General features: G+C 56.3%; 24 protein-coding genes and 1 tRNA gene. 12 read left to right on the top strand and 13 right to left on the bottom strand.

Going from position 1 to position 23758, the window contains the following annotated elements:
• Nucleotides 1-8: 8 nt before the first annotated feature.
• Together QMP16_RS03545 and QMP16_RS03540 are read left to right on the top strand one after the other, a co-directional pair.
• Nucleotides 9-1229: a cysteine desulfurase gene (locus QMP16_RS03545; protein ID WP_282151237.1), complete on the top strand. Its 1221-nt coding sequence runs from the start codon at nucleotides 9-11 to the stop codon at nucleotides 1227-1229.
• A gap of 66 nt (nucleotides 1230-1295) precedes the next feature.
• Nucleotides 1296-1372 (top strand) — tRNA-Arg (locus tag QMP16_RS03540).
• A gap of 265 nt (nucleotides 1373-1637) precedes the next feature.
• Here QMP16_RS03540 and QMP16_RS03535 read toward each other — a convergent pair.
• Nucleotides 1638-2207 (bottom strand): YcbK family protein, encoded by a 570-nt coding sequence (locus QMP16_RS03535; RefSeq protein ID WP_113790634.1) that lies wholly within the window; start codon nucleotides 2205-2207, stop codon nucleotides 1638-1640.
• Between the two features lie 354 nt (nucleotides 2208-2561).
• Here QMP16_RS03535 and QMP16_RS03530 point away from each other — a divergent pair, with 354 nt between their 5' ends.
• The 4 genes from QMP16_RS03530 to QMP16_RS03515 are packed head-to-tail and all read left to right on the top strand — an operon-like array spanning nucleotide 2562 to nucleotide 6801.
• Nucleotides 2562-4166: a L,D-transpeptidase family protein gene (locus QMP16_RS03530; RefSeq protein ID WP_282151236.1), complete on the top strand. Its 1605-nt coding sequence runs from the start codon at nucleotides 2562-2564 to the stop codon at nucleotides 4164-4166.
• Between the two features lie 35 nt (nucleotides 4167-4201).
• Complete coding sequence (lpxD, locus tag QMP16_RS03525; RefSeq protein WP_282151235.1) at nucleotides 4202-5293, top strand: UDP-3-O-(3-hydroxymyristoyl)glucosamine N-acyltransferase; 1092 nt, start codon at nucleotides 4202-4204, stop codon at nucleotides 5291-5293.
• 32 nt (nucleotides 5294-5325) lie between these two features.
• Nucleotides 5326-5583 (top strand): acyl carrier protein, encoded by a 258-nt coding sequence (locus QMP16_RS03520; protein WP_058271604.1) that lies wholly within the window; start codon nucleotides 5326-5328, stop codon nucleotides 5581-5583.
• A 9-nt stretch (nucleotides 5584-5592) separates the two neighbouring features.
• The gene (locus tag QMP16_RS03515; RefSeq protein WP_282118416.1) at nucleotides 5593-6801 is read left to right on the top strand and encodes a beta-ketoacyl-[acyl-carrier-protein] synthase family protein; all 1209 of its coding nucleotides are present in this window, start codon (nucleotides 5593-5595) and stop codon (nucleotides 6799-6801) included.
• A gap of 63 nt (nucleotides 6802-6864) precedes the next feature.
• Here QMP16_RS03515 and QMP16_RS03510 read toward each other — a convergent pair whose 3' ends face one another.
• The gene (locus QMP16_RS03510; RefSeq protein ID WP_109311523.1) at nucleotides 6865-7473 is read right to left on the bottom strand and encodes an invasion associated locus B family protein; all 609 of its coding nucleotides are present in this window, start codon (nucleotides 7471-7473) and stop codon (nucleotides 6865-6867) included.
• Between the two features lie 432 nt (nucleotides 7474-7905).
• Here QMP16_RS03510 and QMP16_RS03505 point away from each other — a divergent pair, with 432 nt between their 5' ends.
• Entirely contained in the window at nucleotides 7906-9447 is a 1542-nt protein-coding gene (locus QMP16_RS03505) for a helicase HerA-like domain-containing protein (protein ID WP_282151234.1), read from the top strand.
• A gap of 41 nt (nucleotides 9448-9488) precedes the next feature.
• Here QMP16_RS03505 and QMP16_RS03500 read toward each other — a convergent pair whose 3' ends face one another.
• The 9 genes from QMP16_RS03500 to QMP16_RS03460 all read right to left on the bottom strand — a co-directional run bounded on the left by QMP16_RS03500 (nucleotide 9489) and on the right by QMP16_RS03460 (nucleotide 16888).
• Entirely contained in the window at nucleotides 9489-9740 is a 252-nt protein-coding gene (locus QMP16_RS03500; protein WP_282151233.1) for a hypothetical protein, read from the bottom strand.
• 187 nt (nucleotides 9741-9927) lie between these two features.
• Nucleotides 9928-11241, bottom strand: coding sequence for a branched-chain amino acid ABC transporter permease (locus QMP16_RS03495; RefSeq protein WP_282151232.1), 1314 nt, complete (start codon nucleotides 11239-11241; stop codon nucleotides 9928-9930).
• Complete coding sequence (locus QMP16_RS03490) at nucleotides 11238-12248, bottom strand: branched-chain amino acid ABC transporter permease (RefSeq protein WP_058271609.1); 1011 nt, start codon at nucleotides 12246-12248, stop codon at nucleotides 11238-11240. Before QMP16_RS03490 ends, QMP16_RS03495 begins: the two co-directional genes overlap by 4 nt.
• A 116-nt stretch (nucleotides 12249-12364) precedes the next feature.
• Nucleotides 12365-12718, bottom strand: coding sequence for a hypothetical protein (locus QMP16_RS03485; RefSeq protein ID WP_282151231.1), 354 nt, complete (start codon nucleotides 12716-12718; stop codon nucleotides 12365-12367).
• A gap of 222 nt (nucleotides 12719-12940) precedes the next feature.
• Nucleotides 12941-13264 carry a hypothetical protein gene (locus QMP16_RS03480; RefSeq protein WP_170557293.1) on the bottom strand — a complete coding sequence of 108 codons (324 nt, stop codon included), beginning with the start codon at nucleotides 13262-13264 and terminating at the stop codon, nucleotides 12941-12943.
• A gap of 248 nt (nucleotides 13265-13512) precedes the next feature.
• Entirely contained in the window at nucleotides 13513-13956 is a 444-nt protein-coding gene (locus tag QMP16_RS03475; protein ID WP_282151230.1) for a hypothetical protein, read from the bottom strand.
• Nucleotides 13949-14791: an ABC transporter ATP-binding protein gene (locus tag QMP16_RS03470; protein ID WP_282118422.1), complete on the bottom strand. Its 843-nt coding sequence runs from the start codon at nucleotides 14789-14791 to the stop codon at nucleotides 13949-13951. The genes QMP16_RS03475 and QMP16_RS03470 overlap by 8 nt, the downstream gene beginning before the upstream one ends.
• Entirely contained in the window at nucleotides 14788-15576 is a 789-nt protein-coding gene (locus QMP16_RS03465; RefSeq protein WP_282118423.1) for an ABC transporter ATP-binding protein, read from the bottom strand. The genes QMP16_RS03470 and QMP16_RS03465 overlap by 4 nt, the downstream gene beginning before the upstream one ends.
• A gap of 130 nt (nucleotides 15577-15706) precedes the next feature.
• Complete coding sequence (locus QMP16_RS03460; protein ID WP_108858629.1) at nucleotides 15707-16888, bottom strand: ABC transporter substrate-binding protein; 1182 nt, start codon at nucleotides 16886-16888, stop codon at nucleotides 15707-15709.
• Between the two features lie 153 nt (nucleotides 16889-17041).
• On the opposite strand from QMP16_RS03460, the gene QMP16_RS03455 reads away from it, so the two are divergent.
• The gene (locus QMP16_RS03455) at nucleotides 17042-18136 is read left to right on the top strand and encodes a PQQ-dependent sugar dehydrogenase (RefSeq protein WP_282151229.1); all 1095 of its coding nucleotides are present in this window, start codon (nucleotides 17042-17044) and stop codon (nucleotides 18134-18136) included.
• A gap of 7 nt (nucleotides 18137-18143) precedes the next feature.
• Here QMP16_RS03455 and QMP16_RS03450 read toward each other — a convergent pair whose 3' ends face one another.
• Nucleotides 18144-19148 (bottom strand): GlxA family transcriptional regulator, encoded by a 1005-nt coding sequence (locus QMP16_RS03450; RefSeq protein ID WP_282118425.1) that lies wholly within the window; start codon nucleotides 19146-19148, stop codon nucleotides 18144-18146.
• A gap of 169 nt (nucleotides 19149-19317) precedes the next feature.
• Here QMP16_RS03450 and QMP16_RS03445 point away from each other — a divergent pair, with 169 nt between their 5' ends.
• Entirely contained in the window at nucleotides 19318-20688 is a 1371-nt protein-coding gene (locus QMP16_RS03445; RefSeq protein ID WP_282151228.1) for a class II 3-deoxy-7-phosphoheptulonate synthase, read from the top strand.
• A 60-nt stretch (nucleotides 20689-20748) separates the two neighbouring features.
• On the opposite strand, the gene QMP16_RS03440 is transcribed toward QMP16_RS03445, so the two are convergent.
• Nucleotides 20749-21423, bottom strand: a complete 675-nt coding sequence (locus tag QMP16_RS03440; RefSeq protein WP_282151227.1) for a PAS domain-containing protein — start codon at nucleotides 21421-21423, stop codon at nucleotides 20749-20751.
• A 245-nt stretch (nucleotides 21424-21668) separates the two neighbouring features.
• Between QMP16_RS03440 and QMP16_RS03435 the strand changes: the two genes are divergently transcribed.
• The 3 genes from QMP16_RS03435 to QMP16_RS03425 are packed head-to-tail and all read left to right on the top strand — an operon-like array spanning nucleotide 21669 to nucleotide 23738.
• A complete protein-coding gene (locus QMP16_RS03435) occupies nucleotides 21669-22559 on the top strand; it encodes a YicC/YloC family endoribonuclease (protein ID WP_282151226.1) in 891 nt (296 codons plus the stop codon).
• Between the two features lie 16 nt (nucleotides 22560-22575).
• Nucleotides 22576-23217: a guanylate kinase gene (gmk, locus tag QMP16_RS03430; protein WP_058271617.1), complete on the top strand. Its 642-nt coding sequence runs from the start codon at nucleotides 22576-22578 to the stop codon at nucleotides 23215-23217.
• Nucleotides 23214-23738 carry a gamma carbonic anhydrase family protein gene (locus tag QMP16_RS03425; protein WP_282151225.1) on the top strand — a complete coding sequence of 175 codons (525 nt, stop codon included), beginning with the start codon at nucleotides 23214-23216 and terminating at the stop codon, nucleotides 23736-23738. Before gmk ends, QMP16_RS03425 begins: the two co-directional genes overlap by 4 nt.
• Nucleotides 23739-23758: the final 20 nt, after the last annotated feature.

Below are 23758 nucleotides of genomic sequence, written 5' to 3'. Positions count from 1 at the left end.
AAAAGACCATGTATGACGTGCAGAAAATCCGCTCAGACTTTCCAATCCTGTCTCGGGAAGTGAACGGCAAGCCGTTGACCTATCTGGACAATGGCGCATCGGCGCAGAAACCGCAGGTCGTGATTGATGCGGTGACACGGGCATATTCCGAAGAATACGCGAATGTTCACCGCGGCCTGCACTACCTGTCCAATCTGGCGACCGAGAAATACGAATCCGTTCGCGGAACCATCGCCCGTTTTCTGGGCGCGGCGGATGAGGATGAGATTGTTTTGAACTCAGGCACGACCGAGGGGATCAACCTGGTCGCCTATGGCTGGGCCATGCCGCGCATGGAGGCCGGGGATGAGATCGTGCTGAGCGTGATGGAACACCACGCCAATATCGTTCCCTGGCATTTCCTGCGTGAACGTCAGGGCGTCGTCCTGAAATGGGTCGATGTGGACGCAGATGATGGCCTTGACCCGCAGGCCGTGATCGACGCGATCGGCCCCAAGACCAAGCTGGTTGCAGTGACGCAGTGTTCGAACGTGTTGGGCACAGTGGTCGACGTCAAAGCGATCACAGAAGGCGCGCACGCTAAAGGCGTGCCGGTGCTGGTCGATGGTAGCCAGGGCGCTGTGCACATGCCCGTCAATGTCGCCGATATCGGCTGCGATTTCTATGCAATCACTGGCCACAAGCTTTATGGCCCTTCGGGGTCGGGTGCGATTTACATCAAATCCGAACGCATGGCCGAGATGCGTCCCTTTATCGGTGGCGGCGACATGATCAAAGAGGTCAGCAAGGACCAGGTGATCTACAACGACCCGCCAATGAAATTCGAGGCCGGAACGCCCGGTATTGTCCAAACCATCGGTCTGGGTGTTGCGCTGGATTACATGATGGATCTGGGGATGGAAAATATCGCCGCTCATGAGGCCGGGTTGCGCGACTATGCTATGCAGAGACTGACTGGTCTGAACTGGTTGCAGGTGCAGGGCACACGCCCGGACAAGGCCGCGATCTTCAGCTTTACGATGGACGGGGCAGGGCACGCGCATGATGTCTCGACCATTCTGGACAAGAAAGGCGTGGCTGTCCGTGCCGGTCATCACTGCACCGGTCCGCTTATGGATTTCTACGGTGTAACCGCGACTTGCCGCGCTAGCTTTGGTCTGTACAACACCACGGACGAGGTCGACATACTGATCGACGCGCTGGAATTGGCACACGATTTGTTTGCGTGAAACCTGGCCGATCCGGAAATATTTGCAGTTGCACCCGGATCAGAACAAGGTTAGCTAACGGCCAAGGCACCTGTAGCTCAGCTGGATAGAGCGCTGCCCTCCGAAGGCAGAGGCCAGAGGTTCGAATCCTCTCAGGTGCGCCATTTCTGATTAGATTTTGAACTGCCAAAATTGCCTCGAACTGTTCAACAATTAGTGAGCAAAAGTTCCTCTCTGCAAATTGATGCAATCAAACACGCAACTACAGCAGATAGGCGGCAGTGGTACTACTATCGAAAACAAAACCGCGTGCAGTGGTTGTTTATTTCCTTGAGGTCTCGCTTCCCGCGAAATGAAATGTGCTGGACGTCCGAAGGAAACAAAGAGCGCCCAAGAGCGTTCGTCGTTGAGAAACAGTTTGGGTGTTTTTTAGCCGCCCCAGCTGCGAACCTCGCCGCAATCCATATGGACGAAGTTCGAGCGGTGATACTTGCCGACACCGCCAGCGCGGCAGGACATAGCTGCTTTGGCCATCTGGGACACGGAACGTGACGACAGGCGCAAGTCAGCAGCCTGACCTTTCATGTGCAGCGAGTTCTTGGCCACACGGCGCGAACGTGACCGCAGCATTGCATTGGTTTGGGGGGAGCGGTAGCCGGACAAAAGAGTGTAGGGCTCATTCACGTCCAGAAGATTGTGAGAGGCTGCCATGATGTCGATGGTTCGCAGATCCATGGACTTGGCTTGGTCAGTGCGCCAGTCGCGCATGAAGTGATTCACTTCCTTGACGGCGTCCTTGATGTACTTTCCGTCGACCCAATAGATCATATCAAGCCGTTCGCCCGTGCGGCCCGAATACATACGGATACGACGGATATCGCCGCCACCGCGCAAAAAACCTGCTGCATTGGAATAAGTCGGTGCTGCTACAACTGCAGTTGCAGCGAATGCGCCCAATAGGGCACGCCGGGTCAAGCCCGATGTACTGCTCGTGGTCATTTCGTTTCGTCCCGTACTGTTCCTGCCTGCACACGATGTTACGCGCGCGATCTTAATTTTTTTCCGTCCCAGATGCGGGATTTATGACACAGTACGAAAAGCTAGCCAAGAAATCTTTCACATTCACCTTTTCAAGGGGGAATTTTCGGCGATTTTTTGCGCAGGTGATGTAAATCGGTATACTATTGAGGCAATTAGGCGTTCGCGCAATATAGCCGATGCAAACGCGCATCAGGCTCGGATGGATGCTTTGGATTGATGTATTTGTGAATGGACAAAACGTCCAGCTGAAAACCATATTCGTTCGGAACGCGCCTCAGAACGCGCAAAGTATTGAATAATCAAGGTCATCCCATGCGAGCACTTTATCGGTTGCCTAAAAGTCTTATCTTCGCCGCTTGCATTACGGCATCTGCCTCTGTGGCAAGTGCCCAGTCTGCACTCGGAACGGCATTTCAAATGGCTGTGGCCGAGTTTGCGCCTGCAGGGTCGGGCCTGGCTGAGTTTTATCGCGCCAACGCGTTTGCGCCAATTTGGGTGGGCGACACGCCTGAGCATGAAGCGCGCAGAGCGCGGTTGATAAAGGCGTTATCTTCCACAAACCTGCATGGCCTGCCGGAAGGGGCCTATGACGTACAGTCGATCGTATCAAAAATGCAGGACGCCAGATCGCTGCGGGATTTGGGTTCGGTTGAAGTCGAACTGAGCAAGGCGTTTGTCAGCTACGCAAGTGATCTGTACTCGGGCGCTTTGCGTCCTGCGCAGATTGACGACGGGTTAGTCCGCAAAGTATCGCGTCGGTCGGCCAATGACCATTTGCAGGGCCTGCTTACCGCGGAGGGGAACGCGTATTTCGATCAGCTCGCGCCGCAGTCCATTCAGTACCGCGCACTGATGAAACAGAAAATCGCGCTTGAGGCATTGGTCAACCAAGGCGGTTGGGGTGCTGGCGTACCTGTGGGTAAGTTGGAATATGGCGATACCGGATCTAATGTAATTAAGCTTCGTAACCGTCTGATTACAATGGAGTATCTAAGTCCGACCGCAAGCCCGGAATTCGATGAGGCAATGCTGGCTGCTGTCAAAGACTTCCAGCAGGCGCACGGTCTGGCCACTGATGGTGTCGCCGGTGAGGGCACGATCACCGAGCTTAACCGCACGGCGTCCGAGCGTTTGAAGGCCGTTTATGTTGCACTGGAACGAGAACGCTGGTTGCCGCGTGAACGGGGTGAGCGGCACATTCTGGTCAACCAGGCCGACTTTTCGGCCAAGATCGTGGACGATGGCAGGGTTACCTTTGAAACCCGCGCCGTGATTGGCAAGAACGTGCATGACCGTCGCAGCCCAGAATTTTCGGACGAGATGGAGCATATGGTCATCAACCCCAGTTGGTATGTGCCGCGCTCGATCATCACCAAGGAATATCTGCCAAAATTGCAGTCAAATCCAAACGCCGTAGGCCACATCCAGATCACGGATCGCAGTGGTCGTCTGGTTAATCGGGGCGCGGTTGATTTCACCCAGTTCAACACCAGAAACTTCCCGTTTGCCATGCGTCAGCCCCCCAGCAAAAGCAACGCGCTGGGGTTGGTAAAGTTCATGTTTCCCAATAAGCACAACATCTATCTGCATGATACGCCTCAGAAATCTCTGTTTGCACGTGAGACGCGAGCGTTCTCGCACGGGTGTATCCGGTTGGCGCAACCCTTCGAGTTTGCCTATGCACTTTTGGCCAAACAGGAAGAGGACCCAAAGGCGTTTTTCCACCGTATATTGGCGTCCGGCAAGGAAACGACTGTCCCGCTGGAACAGCATGTTCCGGTACATCTGATCTATCGCACCGCCTATGTCGGTCCGAAAGGTGAGGTTCAGTACCGCCGCGATGTCTATGACCGGGACCGGAAAATCTGGGACGCTCTGCAGAAAGCAGGGGTAGCCCTGCCGGACGTTCAGGGGTAATCACCGGGGCAGGTCCTTAATTCGGGAAGCCCGTCATGCAGTACACTATTCAGCAAATCGCCGAAGCCTTGGGCGTGGACTGTCAGGGTGAACTTGGCCTTATTATAGAGCGCGCCGCAGAACCGGTCGATGCCCGGCCGTCTGACCTGGCAATGGCGATGTCGCCGAAATACGCGGACGCGCTTAGCACGGGTGCCGCCCGCGCCGCCGTTTTGTGGGAAGGTGCGGATTGGCAGGCTCTGGGGCTGGAGGCCGCGATTTTTGTGCCGCGTCCACGCATGGCGATGGCGGGTATCACGGCAATGCTGGATCGCGGGCAAGGAGTGCAGCCGGGCATTCACCCCTCTGCCGTAATCGACCCAACGGCGGAGATAGGCGAGGGTGCCTCGATCGGTCCATTGGCGGTTGTTGGTGCCGGTGCGCGTATCGGTAAGAATGCGGTCATCGGCCCACATTGCGTGATCGGTCTGGATGCCGTTCTGGGCGACGACGCGTTTCTGCGCGAGATGGTGAGTATCGGAGCAAGGGCTCAGATCGGTGATCGTTTCATTGCGCAACCCGGCGCTAGGATCGGCAGTGACGGTTTCAGCTTTGTGACGCCCGAGGTATCAGGCGTGGAAAACGCCCGCAAATCCATGGGCGATCAGGGTGAAGCCCGGGCGCAAAGCTGGCTCCGCATTCATTCTTTGGGTGCCGTTGAGATTGGCGATGATGTCGAAGTCGGTGCGAATTGCACCATTGACAATGGAACCATCAGGAACACCCGCATCGGCGATGGCTCAAAGCTCGATAACCAGGTTCATATCGGGCACAACACACGTGTCGGGCAGGATTGCCTGTTATGCGGGCAATCCGGTGTGTCCGGATCAGTTGAAATTGGAAACAACGTTGTTTTGGGCGGACAGACCGGAGTGTCGGACAATATCTTTATCGGCGATGGTGTGATTGCGGGCGGGGGCACAAAAATCCTATCCAACGTTCCCAAAGGGCGCGTGGTTATGGGCTATCCCGCCATCAAAATGGAAACGCATACAGACATTTACAAAGCGCAGCGCCGGCTGCCGAGATTGGCACGTGACGTTGAGGCGCTGAAAAAGGCTGTTTCCAAACAGCCTCCGAGCGATTAAATCAACCACAACATGATAATTAGAGGATCGACATGAGCATCAGCGACCGCGTCATCGCAATCATTGCAGAGCAGGCCGTGCTGGAGCCGTCGGATGTGACACCCGAAAGCACGCTCGAAGATCTGGGTATCGACAGCCTTGGACTGGTCGAGAGCATTTTTGCCATCGAGGAAGAGTTCGATATCTCGATTCCGTTCAACGCAAACGAGCCGAGCGCCAGCGACTTCGACATCTCGAATGTCGCGGCCATCATCACCGGTATCCAAAAGCTGGTGTCGGAAAAGGTCTGACATAATCCTATGAAACGCGTCGTTATCACCGGGGCCGGTACAATCAATTCACTGGGCCATTCGGTGCCTGATACGTTAGAGGCTATGCGCGAAGGGCGCTGCGGTATCTCTGCTCTTGAATTTCGCGATGTTGAAAGACTGGCCATTCAGATTGGTGGTCAGGTCCGCGGGTTCGAGGCAGAGGGGCGGTTTAACCGCCAGCAAATGACCCTGTATGACCGGTTCACACAATTCACTCTGACAGCGGCCAAAGAAGCGATTGAACAATCCGGGATCGAATTCCACGGCGACCTCGCGGCCCGCTCCGGCGTTGTGTTGGGAACCGCTGGCGGCGGCGTTTCGACCTGGGATGACAACTACCGTTCCGTTTATGAGGATGGCAAAAACCGGGTGCATCCGTTTGTCGTTCCCAAGCTGATGAACAATGCGGCGGCCAGTCACGTTTCGATGGAGCATAACCTTAAGGGCCCCAGCTTTACGGTGTCGACGGCCTGTGCCTCGTCCAACCACGCAATGGCGCTGGCGTTCCAGATGGTACGCAGCGGTGCTGCTCCGGCGATGCTGACGGGTGGGTCGGAGTCAATGTTGTGTTTTGGTGGCGTCAAAGCCTGGGAAGGGCTGCGTGTCATGTCCAAGGACGCCTGCCGCCCGTTCAGCGCGAATCGCAATGGCATGGTGCAGGGCGAAGGCGCAGGTGTCTTCGTGTTCGAAGAATTCGAGCACGCCCGCGCCCGTGGGGCTGATATCCTGTGTGAGGTCGTGGGTTTTGCGATGTCGTCAGATGCGTCGGACATTGTCATGCCCAGCAAACAGGGCGCTGCGCGTGCCATGTCGGGCGCGCTTGCGGATGCAGGGTTAAGCGCTGACAGTGTTGGATATATCAACGCGCATGGAACCGGCACCGCGGCCAATGATAAGACGGAATGCGCGGCCGTGGCCGGTGTTTTTGGCCCCCATGCAGATGAGCTGATGATTTCTTCGACCAAGTCGATGCACGGCCACCTTATCGGTGGCACCGGCGCGGTCGAACTGCTGGCCTGTATCATGGCACTGCGGGATGGCGTGATCGCTCCGACCATCGGCTATGAAGAGCCGGACCCCGAATGCGCGCTGGATGTTGTGCCAAACGAAGCCCGCGAGGCGAAAGTGGACGTAGCACTTAGCAACGCCTTTGCTTTTGGCGGGCTGAATGCGGTAATAGCCCTAAAACGCATATAAATGCTGATTTCAAACAAAGAAGCCGCCGGCAAATCCCGACGGCTTCTTTAGTTTAGCGAAACCTCAGTTCTGCAGAACTTTCAAGCCTTCAAAACCTGCTGTGAAGCCCGACAGCGAAACTTCCAGTTGCAGTAGTTGGTTTGGTGCGAGAACCGACACAAGCGACAAGGTCGCTTTGGTTCCGACCTTCATTGCCTCCACGTCGCCCTCGGTAAAGCCCATCTGCGCGACACAGCCAACGGGGTTACAGTGGTGGTAGTCATAGCGCTTGCCCGGAGCACCATCGATCGAAAGCGCCAGCTGCGCCTGTAGCATTGTTTCCAGCGGGACAACCACAGTTGCTCCGGCAACCGCAGCCACGCCCTCGGGCAATTTTTCCAGAGTAATTTCCGCGATCGGCTGGCCTTGCTCGCCGGTCAGGATCTGACGCATCGCGCAGGGGTCCTCGTCGGCATCGGTCTTGATGCACAGGATCGCCCAGTCGCCTTTTTCTTCCTTGACGTATTGTTCGCCGTTACGCGGACCGGTTTCACCCAGGTCCAGATCGTTGCCAATCTGAGTTTGCGAGGTCTGGGGTTGTTGTTCGGTTTCTTGCGTCGTTTCCTGAGCGTATGCGACTCCGCACCACAAAGAAGCGGTCACCAGGCTGACGGAAAGGGTGTTCTTGATCATGATTGCCTCGGTCTTATGTTGGCTTTTTCACTCGTCTATCACCCTTGTCCCACACTGTCAGGGGCTAAGGTGGGTCATTTCAACATGTGAACGGTTTTTTGCCGGGTTTTCGGAAATGTAACGCTACGACAGAAAAGAACAAAGGGAGCCGGTGGAGCGGCTCCCTTCTAAAAATTTTCTCCCCGTCGGACTGGCCGACTTATTTATGCGCAGACGTTACGAAAGGCGGGGGCATCGGTCAACTGAAAACCTGAAATTTTAATGTAACGGCCATGATTTGTGAAAAAAACCGCGCCCGAAGGCGCGGTCAGTCGACAGGGAGGAAATATGCCGCCCCGTAACCTTAGCCACTAAGGCAGCAATTAGACTTTCGCAGTTAAAGGTTAACTTTGTATGCTGGCCGCAGATCGGTGGAAATAAGGCCTTACATTCATGGACCAAAACATATTCTTGGGCGGCGGTGGCAACGACTACAGCCAGCCGCAGTCGCTGACGCTGAAATATGCCAACCGCCACGGCATGATCGCGGGGGCGACGGGAACAGGAAAAACAGTGACACTGCAAATTCTGGCCGAGGGGTTTTCCCAAGCCGGTGTTCCGGTATTCCTGTCTGACGTCAAAGGGGACCTGTCCGGTCTGGCCAAGGCGGGAAGCGAAAGCCACAAGCTTCACCAAGCGTTTCAGGGTCGCGCCCGGCGGATCGACTTTGCCGATTATTCGTATGGCGCGTGCCCGGTCACGTTTTGGGATCTGTTCGGGCAACAAGGACATCCTGTTCGCACAACAGTAACCGAGATGGGACCTCTGCTGCTGTCGCGCCTGATGGATCTGAGCGAAGCGCAAGAGGGCATTCTGAACATCGCGTTCCGGGTGGCAGACGAAGAGGGACTGCCACTGCTGGACCTTAAGGACCTTCAGTCGTTGCTGGTCTGGATAGGGGAAAACCGGGCACAATTGTCTTTGCGATACGGTAACGTCTCAACCTCTTCGATCGGGGCCATACAACGCCGCCTGCTGGTTCTGGAAAACCAGGGCGGCACCAAACTGTTTGGTGAACCCGCGCTGGAGCTGGCCGATCTGATGCGCGTCGATGAAAACGGTCAGGGCGTTGTGAACATCCTTGCCGCCGACACGCTGATGGGGTCACCGCGTCTGTATGCAACATTCCTGCTGTGGCTGCTGAGCGAGCTGTTTGAGGAACTGCCCGAAGTTGGCGACCCGGACAAACCCAAACTGGTGTTCTTCTTCGACGAGGCGCATTTGCTGTTCGATGATGCGCCCAAGGTTCTGGTAGACAAAGTCGAGCAGGTCGCCCGCCTCATTCGCTCCAAAGGGGTGGGTGTCTATTTCATCTCGCAGAATCCGGCGGACGTTCCGGAAGACATTCTGGGACAACTTGGCAACCGGGTGCAGCATGCTTTGCGCGCATTCACGGCGCGGGATCGAAAAAACCTGCGGCTTGCGGCAGAAACCTATCGTGAAAACCCGGCCTTCGATACCGAAGAGGCGATCCGCGAGGTTGGTGTCGGTGAGGCCGTGACTTCGATGTTGCAGAAAAAAGGCGTGCCAGGGATCGTCGAACGCACTCTGATCCGCCCGCCCGGGTCGCAACTGGGGCCAATCACCAAGGCCGAGCGGAAGGCGCTGATGGATGCCTCAGCGATGAACGTGAAATACGGGCAGTTGAAGGACCGGAAATCGGCTTTTGAAATCCTTCAGTCCCGCGCAGATGCAGCAGCGCAAGCAGCGGCAGAGGCCGAGGAACAGTTGGAAACCCAATCCACGGCCGAGCGTGAATTTGCGACAGCAAGACGCTATTCCGGCAGCCGGGTTGGGCGGTCATCCTCTCGCGTGATGCGCAAGAAAGACACGTTCGCAACCGCGATGAGCGAGGCTGTGATCAAGGAATTGAAAGGAACAACCGGACGCCGCATTGTGCGCGGCATTCTGGGCGGTTTGTTCAAAGCCAGATAAGGGTAGTGCCGGGCAGGAACCTTCTGCCCGGCACACGTATTTTACTTCAGGCGGCGCTGGCCTTCTTGTTTGCAATAGGCGTCCGCTTCGGAGACCGACATTTTGGTGGCCGGGAAGTTGGTCGCCCGATCCCAGATCACACGGTCTGTACGATATAGTTGGCAAGTAACTTCACCCTTAGGTGTCTGCACCTTTACCGGCGCGGTTTCCAATTCTTCCGGCGACGGGATACATCCAGCAAGCATGGCGAACAGCGGGACGGTAAGGGCTATTTTAGTGAAGGAAGTATTCATGTGCACTCTTTTTAAACTCGTAGGTTTCCCGAATGATCGCGGGCCAAGCATCAATTTAGCGTAAATACTGGCCAAAAAGAGGGCTGGATCAAGGCGGTACTGGGATTCGTCTAATCCGTATACCGTATAAAATCAAGAAACCGCACCAGTCAGTTGGCGCGGTTTCAAGAATTGATGGATTGTGACCTTACTTTTCCGGAATCAAACCCCTTGGACTGAACCTGAGAACAATCAGCAGGACTAGGCCCATGGTGAACAACCGCATATGCGCGGCGCTGTCGATCAAATGAGATTTGAGCGCGCTGCCATCTGGCATACTCGATGTGATCAGGCTCATGAACCACAACCCCATTGGTTCGACCTGAACCCACAGGAACCAGATCAGGAATGCGCCCAGAACAGCACCGAAATTGTTGCCTGAACCGCCCACAATGACCATCACCCAGACAAGGAACGTAAACCGCAGCGGATTGTATGTGCCCGGCGTAAGTTGCCCGTCCAGAGTTGTCATCATCGCACCGGCGATGCCACAGATGGCCGAGCCGAGCACGAATATCTGCAGGTGGCGGCGGGTGACATCTTTGCCCATAGCCTCTGCCGCGACCTCATTGTCGCGGATGGCGCGCATCATGCGGCCCCACGGGCTTTTCAACGCCATTTGCGCCATCCACAGCAAAGCAAGCAGAACGATCATGAACAGCAGCGAATAGCCCAGTTTGACCGAAAGCGTCGATGCGATGACGGGGTCCAACCCGAACCAATCGGCGCGCGCGACAAAGCCGGGATCGTTCTGCAGTTCGACCTCGTAGCCTACCACGGGGGCAGGGCGCGGGATTCCGTAGACATTCTTGACGCCCCGGGCCAGCCAGTCTTCGTTCTTCATAATCGCAATGATGATCTCGGCAATGCCAAGCGTTGCAATTGCCAGGTAGTCCGAGCGGAGACCCAGCGCCGTTTTTCCGATCAGCCACGCCGCACCAGCAGCCAACAGACCACCCGCAGGCCAGGCCACAAGGACCGGCAGGTTCAAACCGCCGAGGTTGCCGGCAACTGCCGGATCGATTGCTTCAACACCAGCCACGCTGGGATCGAATACCGCGCGGTAAACAAAGAAGCCTACAATAAGAATGGCGACAATCGTCAAGGTTTGGGCGCGGCCCTTTGGCATCCGGGTCGCCACCAGCACCGCCGCCACAACGGTCGCAGCCCCCAAAAGCAAGGAAAGAAAGATGCCGTACCCGCCCGAAGACCACGCACCGGGTGTTGGAGCGGTCGATACCAACACAACAGCCAGACCACCCAGCGCCACAAAACCCATGACACCGACATTAAAGAGGCCAGCAAATCCCCACTGCAGGTTCACCCCAATCGCCATGATGGCAGAGATCAGCCCCATGTTCAGGATCAGGATCGCGGAGTTCCAGCTTTGTGTGAAACCGGTCAGCAGGATCAAGCCGCCAACGACAACAAAAAGCAGCGTGTTTTTGACAGACTCGGTCATACCGCTTTCCCTTTAAACAGGCCGGTAGGCTTGAACAGAAGCACGATCAGCAAGATGGCAAAGCTGACGGCGAATTTGTAATCGGTGGATAGGAATTGCACTAGTCCCGAAGGCGCCAGACTTTCTGGCGCGACGTAAGTCAGCACCTTTTTCCACGCATAAGTTACGGTGACCTCGGAAAACGCGATAATGAACCCGCCAGCGATGGCGCCCAGCGGGTTGCCAAGACCGCCGACAATGGCCGAGGCGAAGATCGGCAGCAGAAGTTGGAAATAGACAAACGGCTTAAAGCTTTTGTCCAACCCATAGAGAACACCAGCGGTGGTCGCCAATGCTGCTACGATGATCCAGGTGATCATCACAACGCGCTCGGGGTTGATACCCGAGAGCAGTGCCAGATCCTCGTTGTCGGAATAGGCTCGCATCGATTTGCCCGTGCGGGTTTTGTTGAGAAACCAAAACAGCAGCGCCACCGCGATAACGGCAACTACCAGAGTGATGCCCTGAGAGGTCTTGATCGCAAGCCCTTCACGCAATCCGGTCATCGCCTTGAAATCACGGGCGGATATAATGAATCGCGCGCCGTCTGAAAACCTTTGGTCATCCGGTCCGATGATAAAGCGAACAAGGCCGTTCATGATGAACATGACGCCCATAGAAACGATCACAAGGATCACCGGTTTGGCTTTTTGTTCTCGATAAAATCGATAGACCAGCCGGTCGGTTATCAGAACCAGAACGATGCAGCCCAGGATCGCAAATGGCAGGGCCAACAGTGCGGTGGGTAGCGGTCCGAAACTCACTCCGGCGGCTTGCAGGCCCCAGGTGACCAGCACGGCAATCATCGCGCCAAAGGCCATCGTGTCGCCATGGGCAAAATTCGAAAACCGCAGGATGCCGTAGATAAGCGTGACCCCCAGCGCCCCCAGAGCCAACTGGCTGCCGTAAGCAACCGCAGGCACGATCACAAAGTTCGAAAGCGCAACAAGCGCGTTTAGTAAGTCCATCAATTCTTCTCACTGTCCGGGTGCGGCTTTATGGCACGACGCTTATGTCAGACACAACAATTTGCGCTCCCTTTTTTGGACTGAAAGGGCCGGAATGTGAGAGAGTTATCGCTTTGTCAGCTTACGGGGTCATCGCAAATGCCACGGTCGTTTGCAGTGTGCTGCCCCTTGATGGACATGTCATAGTTTAGGTCGTCGAAATCGACGACAAAAGTGACCACGTCTTTGTCCATGATGTGGAGAAACGTCAGCGAGTTAACACCCGGTAGAATCTTGGCTTCACCCCGAATTGTGTCCGTTACGATGAAGCCGGTATCAGTCGCACCCGAACGGGCCAGAGTAACGCTACTACCATCGGTGTCCGAGACGCAGGTCACGACAAAATCAGCGCCGTCTAGCGGTCCGGAACCAGCAGCCAAACCATATGAGGGGGCGAGAAGGGCGAGTGTCAGTGCAGTCAGATTTTTCATGGTGTCCCTTGGTGGTTTCCTCCGCCTTCCAGATTGGGGTTTCTGCTGGAATGCGGGTGGTTGAGAATGAAGAGCGAACGGAGATCCGCGACGCCCTCATCTGACCTAGACAATATCATTCGGAAAAAAAGAGGAGTGAGCATGTGCTCACATCCTCTTGATATTTCTTGAGATATTAACCTCGATAGCCCCGATTTGTTTCGGGGCTCTCTGAGAGAGCACTTAGACTTCTTTACATGTCCCGTGATCGGTACCGGCATGCGGGCCTTTGACTGAAAGATCATAAGACATGTCGTCATAATGGACGACAAAGGTCATGACATCCGCGCCTTCGATATAGACAAACGTCATGTTGCCAACGCCTTTAAGCACCATGGCATCGCCGGAAATGTTCGCAGTTTCGATGTTGCCCTTGTCTCCTTCCGGTGCCCTGTTGAGGCGCACTTCGCTACCGTCGCGGTCTGAGACGCAGACAAAGTGGCGCTCTTCCGCCGTTGCGGCAGTTGCGCACAAGGTGGCGACGGCCACACACATCCATTTTTTCATTTATGGGTCCTGAATAGAGTTTTTCATTCAGAAGGTTCGCTTGATTTCACGGAGCTAACTTTGGTTGACCGGGAAACCGTTTCCTTCACAAAGCCCGGCGCTAAACGCACAATGTGACCGGATTGCAGCCGAGGCGTGGAAATCTTGGGATGGTAGGAGAATTTCGGGAAACTTCGGGTATTGATTTCAGACAATTTCGGGAACAAGGATGACGTTGGAGAGCGCCATAATGGCATTGAGGAACTCCATTAAAACTCCAGTCCGCATTTTCCGGAGAATGCGCGTCTTGCTTGGCCTGCTTGCGCATAATCGACATAGCGCATTGGCAGGGTAAGAAGTGTCACTGCCACTTCGGTGTCTGAGGTCTTCGTCACATACATGTTTATGTGTTTGTCGTCCTGTGTCCGAGATGCGGTCAGCAAGTCGTTTTTCGCGGTGGCGGTCCACTCTTGTCCATTTGATAAACGGATTTTCGAAGTGATTTCGCCTGCCCTTGCTATCTGATCCACAGAAAAGTCACCAAAATTGCTTTGAACAAGCTCTGGTGGAGTACCCAAAAGTTCGAGCGTGAGTTCAGCGCCCTCGCAGTCCTCCACATACGCGCAGGTTTCTTGCAAGGCGCAGGGAGTTGAAAGCGCTGTACTGCCAATTGCGGTAAACGCGAGCGTCGCCACGGCCTTCAACTCACCCACCCAAGAAACTCTTTCGCACCTCAGGATCGGCCAACAGTTCCTTGCCTGTACCGGTATAAGCATTTCGACCTTGAACCAGAACGTAACCCTTGTCGGCAATCTCCAGGGCCTGACGAGCATTCTGCTCCACCATCAGGATTGGCAAACCAGTGCGGGAAACCTCGATGATCCGGTCGAACAGCTCGTCCATCACGATGGGCGATACACCTGCGGTTGGTTCGTCCAGCATCAGCACCTTAGGCTGGGTCATCAGCGCGCGGCCGACGGCGACCTGCTGACGCTGACCGCCCGACAGCTCTCCGGCCGGCTGGTTCCGTTTGTCACGCAGGATGGGGAAGAGGTCATAAACCTGCTCCATCGTCTGGCTGATATCGTCGCGGCGAATGAAGGCACCCATCTCAAGGTTTTCTTCGACTGTCATTGACGTGAAGATGTTGGAGGTTTGCGGCACAAACCCCATACCGCGGATTACGCGGTCCTGCGGGGTGAGGTTGGTGATATCCTCTCCATCCAGCCGCACCGCGCCGGAACGGACATCCAGCATACCAAAGACAGCCTTCATAGCCGTCGATTTGCCAGCGCCATTGGGGCCAACGATGACTGCGATCTCACCCTTGTCGACCGCGATAGTGCAGTCGTGCAGGATGTCCGGCCCTTTGCCATAACCGCCGGTCATGGTGTCGCCGATCAGAAAGGGGCCGCCTTCAACCTTGGAAACGGGACCGCTTTTCGCATGCGCGGGCGTCATGGTGCCAACGCCGCGGGTATTGGTGATCGAGGCGTCTTTGTTGCCGTGATCGTCCTGATAGGGATTATCGCCTGCACCCGCGGTCATGTTTGGGCCTCCAGCTTGTCTTTGTTCTTGAGGCCGGTCCCCAGATAGGCTTCGATCACGTGCTCATTGGCCTTGATCTCGTCCAGTGTACCCTCAGCCAGAACCTTGCCCTCGGCCATACAGATGACCGGGTCGCAGATCTTGCCGATAAAATCCATGTCGTGCTCGATGACGACGAAAGTATAGCCGCGTTCCTTGTTTAGACGCAGGATCGTGTCGGCGATGGTCATCAACAGGGTGCGGTTCACGCCTGCGCCGACCTCGTCCAGAAACACGATCTTGGCGTCGACCATCATGGTGCGGCCGAGTTCCAGCAGCTTCTTTTGCCCGCCAGAGACCTGACCCGCCTTGTGGTCGGCCAGATGTTCGATAGTCAGAAACTCAAGCACCTCATCGGCCTTGGCCTTCAGGGCTCGTTCTTCGTCGGCAATGCGCTTGCGACCAAACCAGGTGTTCCACAGGGACTCACCTGATTGCGTGCCGGGCACCATCATAAGATTCTCGCGGCAGGACATCGAAGAGAATTCGTGCGCGATCTGAAAGGTGCGCAGCAGACCCTTGTGAAACAAGTCATGCGGAGGCAGACCGGTGATCTCTTCGCCGTCCATGAACACTCTGCCGCTTGTCGGAGGCAGAACGCCCGCGATCACGTTGAAAAGGGTGGTCTTTCCCGCCCCGTTCGGCCCGATCAGGCCTGTGATCGAACCTTTTTGGATTTCCAGCGACGCCCCATCCACCGCGTGAAACCCGCCGAAATGCTTGTGCACGTCCTCGACGACGATCATCTTTTCCCCTAGCCACCCTTGTCGGTGTTTCTGCTTCCTCGACCCCAAAAGGTGAGGTGCGGCCTTTTTTCATTGAAACAGCCCGGACACAAGGCCCGGGCTGCTTGATTTTATGACGTTTAAGACCGGTTCAACGGAAGTTGACGGTCTTGTTTTCGCCGTCGGTTACTTCGATCTCGCGATAAGAACCCGCGCTTTCACCGGGGCCGATCAGCTCAACACCCGACGCGCCGACATAGTCGATGTCCTGACCAGCGGCGAGAAGCTCCAGACCTTTGGCCAGTTCACCCGGATAGATCTTCTCACCCGGGGCGTTGGCGACATCCAAGATCTTGGCACCGTATTCAGCCGGGTTAGTGGAACCTGCCGCCTGCATGGCCAGCATGAACAGCGCGGCAGCGTCATAGGATTCAGGCGAATAGGGCGACGAACCGTCAAAGCCTGCGGCTTCGGCCATGGCAAAGTACTTTTCAGCACCTTCACCGCCCGAACCGGCGATCTGACCGAACGAGCCGTTCAGGTCGGGACCGACGTTGGAAGGCAGCGAGTCACCGATCATGCCGCCCGGCAGACCGAATGTGTCAAAGGCACCGCTGTCCAGCGAGGACTGAATGATGCCCAGACCGCCCTGGTCCAGATAGCCTGCGACAACCAGAATGTCGCCACCAGCCGACGCCAGCGCACCAACTTCAGCCGAGTAGTCAGCCTTGCCGTCTTCGTGCGCGGCAACGATGGTCACTTCACCGCCGGCTGCTTCGAACGAGGATTGGATCGCGTCTGCCAGACCCTTGCCGTAGTCGTTGTTGGTATAGGTCAGGGCGATCGAGTTGATGCCGCGATCCTTCAGGATGTCAGCCATCACTTCGCCTTCACGCGCATCCGACGGTGCGGTGCGGAAGAACAGACCATTGTCTTCCATAGTCGACAGACCCGGCGATGTCGCCGACGGCGAGATCATGACCATGCCGTTCGGGATCGCAACGTTTTGCAGGATCGCGCCGGTCACACCCGAGCAGTCGCCGCCGACAATACCGGCAACGCCGTCCGCGATCATGCGTTCGCCGTTCGATGTCGCCAGACCGTTGTCGATACAGCCGGTGTCAGCGCGCGACGCGGTGACCTTTGAGCCGTCCAGCAGTTTGCCGGATTCGGTGACTTCGGCCATCGCCATTTCGGCACCCGAACCCATCGCTGGTGCCAGCGATTCAATCGGGCCGGTGAAGCCAAACAGAACGCCCAAAGTGACGTCTTCGGCCAGTGCCGGACCAGCCAGCAGAGCGGATGCTGCAGTTGCAGTAAGCAGCTTTTTCATATGGTTACTCCCTTATTGGAACGTATTCGTTCTGGGCAAGACCCTAGGCAAGCTGTCTGGAAAAGAAAAGTCCTAACGCAAATGTGTTTTTGCCAATAATAAACCTATTTGTTTTGATGAGCTTGTCACATTTTACCAGAGTTGGAGATTCTCATGTTTAGGGCTGCCGCGATTCTGGTCCTGTCGGTTTTTGCTGGCCCCATCAGCGCCGATACCCTTCAAACCTCAGCCGGGACGATTCAGGTCACGGCGATGGTCACCGGGCTGGATGCACCTTGGGCCATCGGGTTATTGCCCGGGGGCGGCGCATTGGTGACCGAACGGGACGGCGAGCTTTTGTTTGTCTCGCAAGGCGAGGTCAAACGCATTGCCGGGGTGCCCAAGGTGGCTGCGAACGGGCAGGGAGGGTTGCTCGATATCACCGTGGCACGGGATTTTGCACAGTCTCGCGAGGTGTTTCTCACCTTCTCCAAACCCCAAAGTGGCGGGGCAGGAATGGCGGTGGCCGTGGCGCGCCTGTCGGAAAACGGGGGCCGTTTGGACAACCTGCGGATCATTTTCGAAGCGGTTCCCGGAGGTTCGACCGGCCGACACTTTGGCTCGCGTGTGGTCGAGGCGCAGGACGGAACGCTGTTTGTAACGATTGGGGATCGCGGAGACCGTCCGTCAGCGCAGGACAGGTCAAACCACATGGGGACCGTCATTCGTATCAATCGGGATGGTTCGGTGCCCACCGACAACCCTTTTGTCGGACAAGCCGGAATTCGCCCTGAGATTTGGTCATTTGGTCATCGCAACCCGCAGGGCGCTGGGTTGGACAGGCAAGGACGCTTGTGGATTTCAGAGCATGGTGCGCAAGGCGGAGATGAAGTGAACCTGATCCAACAGGGGCTGAATTTCGGATGGCCGGTGATATCCTATGGCGTCCATTATTCGGGGCAGAAGATCGGTGAGGGCACTTCGAAACCCGGTATGGAACAGCCTGAACACTATTGGGATCCGTCCATCGCCCCGTCCGGTTTGCTGGTCTATTCCGGCAAGCTATGGCCAGAGTGGCGGGGCGATATCTTTGTCGGGTCGCTCAAGTTTGACTACATCTCGCGCCTTGAAGGAACACCGCTGCGCGAGGTCGAACAGATCAAGGGACCGGAAACCGAGCGTGTTCGGGACATCGTCGAAGCCCCTGATGGGGCGATCTGGTTCATTTCGGTGGGACAGGGAGCCATCTATCGCATGACCCCCAAATAGGCGCGGATCAGACGGAAAGCCGCCCGCTTTGCGCACCACGTTCACGGTAAGGCGTTGTGTTGTAATGGGCCCGGTAGCATTTTGAGAAATGACTGGGCGAGGCAAAGCCGCAAGCCAGAGCCACGTTGATCACGCTCATATCCGTCTGCATCAGCAGGTTGCGCGCTTTGTGTAGGCGCAGCTCCATATAGTATCGCTTTGGCGAGCGGCTGAGGTAACGACGGAACAGGCGTTCCAGCTGGCGCGTGGACATGCCGACATCCTTGGCCAGAATCGAGGGTGATATCGGCTCTTCGATGTTCTTTTCCATCATCAGGATGACCTGGCTCAACTTTGGATGACGCACACCAATCCGGGTCGGGGTCGACAGGCGCTGTGTGTCCTGATCGGTACGGATCGAGGAATAGATCATCTGATCCGCTACGGCATTCGCCAGATCCTCACCATAATCATCGGCAATGATCTTGAGCATCAGGTCGATTGAGGACGTGCCGCCCGCGGTCGTCATCCGGTTACCGTCGATCTGAAAAACCGATTTGGTAAGCTCGACCTCGTCGAATTCTTCGATAAAGCTGTCAGAATTCTCCCAGTGGATCGTGGCGCGTTTGCCGTCCAGCAACCCGGCTTTGGCCAACGTATAAGCTGCCGTACACAATCCGCCGATGCGCAAACCGCGCCGGGCCTCGCGCCGGACCCAATTCAGCACTTTCTTGGTTGTCGCCAATTGAACGTCTACGCCACCGCAGATCAGAATCACGTCGTCGCGTTGCAGTTCGACCAAGTCGGTTTCAACGTTAAAGGTAGTCCCGGCAGAACAGCTGACCGTATCACCACCTTCACCGGCCAGGGCCCACGTGTAGAGTTCTTTGTCTGCCATACGGTTGGCAATCCGCAGGCTGTCCAACGCCGAGGCAAAAGACAGCAGGGAAAACTTGTCCAAAAGGACAAACACGAAATGCCGAGGATTGGCCTCAGCGCTTTCCACTGTGACAACTTGGCGTTGCTCTTGCATGGCTTGGTGTCCTTGATTCGGCGCGTTGTTACGTCGCGTCCGGCGTCGTTGTTGCCAGCCACCATGATCAAAGCTTGTTTCCGACGTCAAGAGGCGCAAAAGGGATATGGTCAGTCTTCAATGCATTTTGTATAGAGACGACCTGACTACTTCAGCGGAGATCAAAGCTATGACCGAATGGCAAAAAACGAACTGGCGCAACAAGCCCCGGGTTCAGATGCCAGACTATATCGATGCGGCCGCGTTGGCCAAAGTCGAGGCTCAGCTTTCTCAGTATCCCCCGCTGGTCTTTGCTGGCGAAGCACGGCGTCTCAAGCAACATTTGGGTGCGGCCGGTCGCGGCGAGGCTTTCCTGTTGCAGGGCGGGGATTGTGCTGAAAGCTTTGAGCAATTCAGCGCGGATGCAATTCGTGACACCTTTAAGGTGATGCTGCAGATGGCGATGGTACTGACCTATGGTGCCAAGGTGCCCGTGGTCAAAGTGGGCCGCATGGCGGGCCAGTTTGCCAAGCCGCGCAGTGCGCCGACCGAGGTTTTGGACGGTATTGAGCTGCCCAGCTACCGCGGTGACATCATCAACGAACTGGCCTTCACGCCCGAAGCCCGCATCCCGAATCCCGGAAAGATGCTGCAGGCCTACACTCAGGCTGCCGCAACCTTGAACCTGTTGCGTGCATTCTCGACCGGCGGATTCGCCGATATGAGCATGGTGCATTCGTGGACATTGGGCTTCACAGATGAACAGGATGTTCAGAAATACTCGGAAATTGCAGACCGTATTCAAGACACGATCGACTTCATGGATGCCGCCGGGATCACAGCGGACACTACGCACGAGTTCTCAACCGTGGAGTTTTACACCAGCCATGAAGGCTTGCTGCTGGAATACGAAGAGGCTCTGACCCGTCTCGATTCGACGTCTGGCAACTGGTTGGCAGGGTCCGGCCACATGATCTGGATCGGCGACCGTACGCGTCAGCCAGACGGTGCGCATGTCGAATTCTGCAGCGGTGTTCTGAACCCGATTGGTCTGAAATGTGGCCCGACCACGACAGCCGAGGACCTCAAAGTTCTGATGGCCAAGCTGAATCCGGAAAACGAAGAGGGTCGCCTGACCCTGATCGCACGGTTTGGCGCAGGCAAGGCAGGCGAGCACCTGCCGCGTCTGGTCAAGGCGGTTAAGGAAGAGGGTGCCAAGGTCACTTGGGTTTGCGACCCGATGCATGGCAACACGATCAAGTCGGCAACCGGGTACAAAACCCGTCCGTTCGACTCGGTCCTGCGTGAGGTACGCGACTTCTTTGGCGTCCATCAGTCCGAAGGCACGGTTCCCGGCGGTGTGCATTTTGAGATGACCGGTCTGGACGTCACCGAATGCACCGGCGGCGTGCGCGCGGTTACCGAAGAGGACCTGTCAGATCGTTACCACACGGCATGCGACCCACGCCTGAACGCATCGCAGTCCTTGGAACTAGCATTCCTTGTCGCAGAAGAGCTGACCAACCTGCGCCGCGACCGCAAGAACCGCGCAGCCGGTTAAAGGTATTGAAAATCAACGGAAAAGGCGGGCTGCATGGGCCCGCCTTTTTTTGTTTGCGACTTAGTCGTCGCGCGAAACAACCAGCCTCAGATGGGCGCCGGGACGATCAAATCTCTGCTGATCTTCAGCGAAGCCCGTCTCAACCGTTTCCGACGGTTGTTGAGGAACCTGCACATCCGACACCGGGCGTAGATTGGTTTCTGAGATTGTGAACCGTCGGGGTGTTGCACCGATAACGCCGTCGCTGACCGTTACGCCCAGAATGCGGCTGACATCACCTAGATCACTTTTCAGCGGCAATAGAAGCATGCGGGCCTGTAATTGCACACGCCCCAACCGGCCCGATGAACCCAGGGTCAGATTGGCGATTGCTGGCTGTGCGAATACCTGTTCTGAAACTGTCTTGATCTGGTCCCGCGCGCCAAGTTCAAAGAAGGAGGTCAGCGGCATGCCGCGCACTTCCATCCCGGCCAGTTGGTTCAGATGCCTCCCAGCTAGACGGAACCGGGTAAGTCCGGGGGCGATGCGTTCCAGAACGAAAGTGTATTCCAAAATGTTCTCAAGCCCGCGGGGGTCGATTTGCGACCGCATGGGAACACCGTCACCTGTCAAAAGTGCCGTCCAATACGCCTCGGCCTGCCGGATGGGCGAAAGGCTGTGCCCGCTGTCAAATCGATCCATAGCGACGATCTTTCCAAAACTTGACCCGAAACCGTTCCCGAAAAAGGTTTTCATCATTATCACCCTGGCGCCTATCGACCGTCATTTTCCTAAAATGCGAAATACTGGGGACCTCTATCCGAGACCGGTGTTCGCAGGTGTAAGACTGACGCAGGTTGATTCAATTTTGGAGTAAATCTTTAACGAATGGTTAACGACTGGCGAACAAAGGCAGAGTCAGCAAACTCTTGCCCTGTGCGCGCGGTTCGCATTAGGTGCGCCCAGCAAACTGAAAACGGGCAGCTATGGAAAGGGCAGGCATGATTAAATCCATGACGGGTTTCGCCTCGGGCAAAGGGGCGTTTGGGCCGCATTGCTGGACGTGGGAGTTGCGCAGCGTGAACGGCAAGGGGCTGGACATGCGTCTGCGCGTGCCGGACTGGTTGACCGGGCTTGAAGCCGCGTTGCGCGCCGCCATGTCGAAACAACTCAGCCGAGGCAATGTGACATTGTCTTTGCGCCTCAGCCGAGATGAGACGCAGGCGGACCTGGTCCTGAACGAGACTGCCATGGGTGCCGTTCTTGAGGCTGTGGCGCGAACGCAGGAAATGGCCATTGCGCGGGACGTAAACCTTGGGCCCTCGACGGCCGCTGATCTGATCTCGATCAAGGGTATGTTGGATGCGGGCAGTGATGGGGATGACCCGGGCCCGTTGGTTAGCCAACTGACGACAGAGTTCAGTAGCCTATTGGGCGAATTTATAGAAATGCGCCAGTCCGAGGGGCGGGCGCTGGCGACTGTTCTGGATGATCAACTAGGCCAGGTTGCTTCATTAACGGTCCAGGCGGCAGAGCTGGCAGAGCAGCGCAAGGACAAGATGGCCGAGGCGCTGCGGGATAATCTGGCGCGGGTAATGGACAACGCGCAGGGGGCTGATCCGGACCGCGTTGCTCAGGAATTGGCGCTGATTGCCGTCAAGGCGGACATCACCGAAGAGATAGATCGCCTGAAAGCGCATGTCGTGGCAGCCCGCGATCTGCTGGCGCAGGACGCGGCGGTTGGGCGCAAGCTGGATTTCCTGATGCAGGAGTTCAACCGCGAGGCCAATACTTTGTGCTCAAAGGCGCAAAGCGCGGAATTGACAGCGGTAGGCCTTGAGTTGAAGGCCGTAATAGATCAGATGCGCGAGCAAGTGCAGAACGTAGAATAACCACAGGAGCGCCCAAATGGCGGATCGACGCGGCCTATTAATCATTCTGTCCTCGCCTTCGGGGGCCGGTAAATCGACCCTGGCGAAACGGCTGATGCAGTGGGATTCTGAGCTTGAGTTTTCGGTCTCGGCCACCACCCGCGCACCACGTCCAGGTGAGGAAGACGGACGCGAGTATTACTTCCTTAGTGAAGATGCGTTCCGGCAGCAGGTGTCCGAGGGACAAATGCTGGAACACGCGCACGTGTTCGGCAATTTCTACGGCTCACCTGCGGGTCCGGTACGAGAGTCCATTAACAGCGGCAAAGACGTTCTGTTCGACGTGGACTGGCAAGGTGAGGTGCAAATCCGAAATTCGGATTTGGGCAAGCACGCTTTGTCGATCTTTATCCTGCCGCCGTCGATCCCTGAGCTGCGCCGCAGGCTGGAAAGCCGAGGTCAGGACAGTGAAGATGTGATCGCCAAACGTATGCTGAAAAGTTGGGATGAGATCAGCCACTGGGGCTATTATGACTATGTTCTGATCAATGACGATCTGGATGCCACCGAAGAGAAGCTGAAAACCATCGTCAGCGCCGAACGCATGCGCCGCATTCAGCAGCCCAGCCTACAGAACCATGTCCGCACGCTGCAAAACGAATTTGAGGGCTTGGCATGACCATTTACGCTTTGGGTGACCACGTGCCGCAAATCCATGAAGACACCTGGGTTGCGCCGGACGCAAACCTGATTGGGAAAGTCGTTCTGGAACAGGGTGCCTCGGTCTGGTTCGGTTGCACGATCCGCGCCGACCACGAAGAGATCCGCGTGGGCGAGGGCAGCAACGTCCAGGAAAACTGCGTCATGCATATCGACGCCGGGTATCCGCTGACCATTAGTAAGAACTGCACCATCGGACACAAGGTCATGCTGCATGGCTGCACGATCGGGGAAAATACGCTGATCGGAATGGGCGCGATTGTCCTGAATGGGGCGAAGATCGGAAAAAACTGCCTGATCGGTGCCGGCGCCCTGATTACGGAAGGCAAAGAGATACCCGATAACTCTCTGGTCATGGGGTCACCGGGTAAAGTTGTGCGGGAACTTGATGAGGCTGCGGCGCAAAAAATCACCTTCAGTGCGCTGCATTATCAACAGAATATGCGCGCGTTTCGCAAAACTTTGAAACCTGTGTCCTAGGTTGATTCCAAACGCATCAA

Origin of the sequence: Ruegeria atlantica, from assembly GCF_947495585.1 — a bacterium.
Lineage (GTDB): Bacteria > Pseudomonadota > Alphaproteobacteria > Rhodobacterales > Rhodobacteraceae > Ruegeria > Ruegeria atlantica_G.
Note: the sequence above shows the minus strand (reverse complement) of the source record. Positions and strands in the feature narration are given on the sequence as shown.

Excerpts from the sequence above, each read along its gene's own strand:
- QMP16_RS03505 (WP_282151234.1), top strand. The coding sequence starts at position 7,906 with ATGGACCAAAACATATTCTTGGGCGGCGGTGGCAACGACTACAGCCAG.
- QMP16_RS03460 (WP_108858629.1), bottom strand. The coding sequence starts at position 16,888 with ATGAAAAAGCTGCTTACTGCAACTGCAGCATCCGCTCTGCTGGCTGGT.
- lpxD (WP_282151235.1), top strand. The coding sequence starts at position 4,202 with ATGCAGTACACTATTCAGCAAATCGCCGAAGCCTTGGGCGTGGACTGT.
- QMP16_RS03440 (WP_282151227.1), bottom strand. The coding sequence starts at position 21,423 with ATGAAAACCTTTTTCGGGAACGGTTTCGGGTCAAGTTTTGGAAAGATC.
- QMP16_RS03510 (WP_109311523.1), bottom strand. The coding sequence starts at position 7,473 with ATGATCAAGAACACCCTTTCCGTCAGCCTGGTGACCGCTTCTTTGTGG.
- gmk (WP_058271617.1), top strand. The coding sequence starts at position 22,576 with ATGGCGGATCGACGCGGCCTATTAATCATTCTGTCCTCGCCTTCGGGG.
- QMP16_RS03480 (WP_170557293.1), bottom strand. The coding sequence starts at position 13,264 with ATGAAAAAATGGATGTGTGTGGCCGTCGCCACCTTGTGCGCAACTGCC.
- QMP16_RS03465 (WP_282118423.1), bottom strand. The coding sequence starts at position 15,576 with ATGATCGTCGTCGAGGACGTGCACAAGCATTTCGGCGGGTTTCACGCG.
- QMP16_RS03445 (WP_282151228.1), top strand. The coding sequence starts at position 19,318 with ATGACCGAATGGCAAAAAACGAACTGGCGCAACAAGCCCCGGGTTCAG.
- QMP16_RS03495 (WP_282151232.1), bottom strand. The coding sequence starts at position 11,241 with ATGACCGAGTCTGTCAAAAACACGCTGCTTTTTGTTGTCGTTGGCGGC.
- QMP16_RS03455 (WP_282151229.1), top strand. The coding sequence starts at position 17,042 with ATGTTTAGGGCTGCCGCGATTCTGGTCCTGTCGGTTTTTGCTGGCCCC.
- QMP16_RS03490 (WP_058271609.1), bottom strand. The coding sequence starts at position 12,248 with ATGGACTTACTAAACGCGCTTGTTGCGCTTTCGAACTTTGTGATCGTG.
- QMP16_RS03450 (WP_282118425.1), bottom strand. The coding sequence starts at position 19,148 with ATGCAAGAGCAACGCCAAGTTGTCACAGTGGAAAGCGCTGAGGCCAAT.
- QMP16_RS03435 (WP_282151226.1), top strand. The coding sequence starts at position 21,669 with ATGATTAAATCCATGACGGGTTTCGCCTCGGGCAAAGGGGCGTTTGGG.
- QMP16_RS03470 (WP_282118422.1), bottom strand. The coding sequence starts at position 14,791 with ATGACCGCGGGTGCAGGCGATAATCCCTATCAGGACGATCACGGCAAC.
- QMP16_RS03500 (WP_282151233.1), bottom strand. The coding sequence starts at position 9,740 with ATGAATACTTCCTTCACTAAAATAGCCCTTACCGTCCCGCTGTTCGCC.
- QMP16_RS03485 (WP_282151231.1), bottom strand. The coding sequence starts at position 12,718 with ATGAAAAATCTGACTGCACTGACACTCGCCCTTCTCGCCCCCTCATAT.
- QMP16_RS03425 (WP_282151225.1), top strand. The coding sequence starts at position 23,214 with ATGACCATTTACGCTTTGGGTGACCACGTGCCGCAAATCCATGAAGAC.
- QMP16_RS03530 (WP_282151236.1), top strand. The coding sequence starts at position 2,562 with ATGCGAGCACTTTATCGGTTGCCTAAAAGTCTTATCTTCGCCGCTTGC.
- QMP16_RS03535 (WP_113790634.1), bottom strand. The coding sequence starts at position 2,207 with ATGACCACGAGCAGTACATCGGGCTTGACCCGGCGTGCCCTATTGGGC.
- QMP16_RS03515 (WP_282118416.1), top strand. The coding sequence starts at position 5,593 with ATGAAACGCGTCGTTATCACCGGGGCCGGTACAATCAATTCACTGGGC.
- QMP16_RS03520 (WP_058271604.1), top strand. The coding sequence starts at position 5,326 with ATGAGCATCAGCGACCGCGTCATCGCAATCATTGCAGAGCAGGCCGTG.
- QMP16_RS03545 (WP_282151237.1), top strand. The coding sequence starts at position 9 with ATGTATGACGTGCAGAAAATCCGCTCAGACTTTCCAATCCTGTCTCGG.